We start from the raw sequence: 732 nt of genomic DNA, 5'->3' as shown, positions 1-732 counted from the left end.
TCTGCAAATGGCTAGATGGTAAGAAGTAGACCGACTGACTAGCCTATAAACACCCGTTAAATCGCTAAGATACGTCAAAAAAGACCCTTAACTACCGACATAGTTAGGGGCTTTGGTGTTCTAATGAACCTTATACACTAACAACATTCTAGCATATAATCTACAATAGTTCAAGCATTAAGCAATGTTGATGATCTAAATTTAATGTGAGCTAACTTCTCAAAGTAACTTCCACTTACCTAACCGAAGTGGAAGTTAGTCTAAAACGGATTTTTATGGTGGAATTAAGTGTGAGACGTTTGAGTTAGAAATGAGATTCACTATGACAAAACATAAACACCTTACCCTTTCAGACCGTAATGACATCCAATTAGGCTTAGAGCGCGGTGAAACCTTCAAAGCTATCGGACAATCCATTCTAAAAGACCCTACTACTGTTTCTAAAGAAGTCAAACGAAACAGACAAGTCCGAGAGTCTACTTGTGATAACCTCCCTTGCCCTCTGCTCGACAAAGCTCCCTTTGTCTGTAACGGATGCCTTAAAAGAAGACAGAATTGTGGCTATAAGAAGATTTTATACCTCGCTAAACAAGCTCAAAAGCAGTACGAACAAACTCTTGTCGAATCTCGTGAAGGAACTCCTCTCAATTCCAAGACCTTCTGGGACATGGACAAAGTCATTTCTGATGGTGTTAAAAAGGGACAACACATCTATCATATCCTCAAAACTCA

At 39.2% G+C, this 732-nt stretch carries 1 protein-coding gene; it reads left to right on the top strand.

Features of this window, described 5'->3' with window-relative positions:
• Positions 1–322: 322 nt before the first annotated feature.
• On the top strand, positions 323–732 hold a 410-nt coding region (locus SMIDD26_RS10825), incomplete at its 3' end, for a helix-turn-helix domain-containing protein (RefSeq protein ID WP_134990311.1).

The organism is Streptococcus mitis (assembly GCF_001579035.1).
In the GTDB taxonomy this organism is placed as follows: Bacteria; Bacillota; Bacilli; order Lactobacillales; family Streptococcaceae; genus Streptococcus; species Streptococcus mitis_J.
The sequence above is the reverse complement of the archived record's forward strand: the minus strand, read 5'-3'. Positions and strand labels throughout refer to the sequence as shown.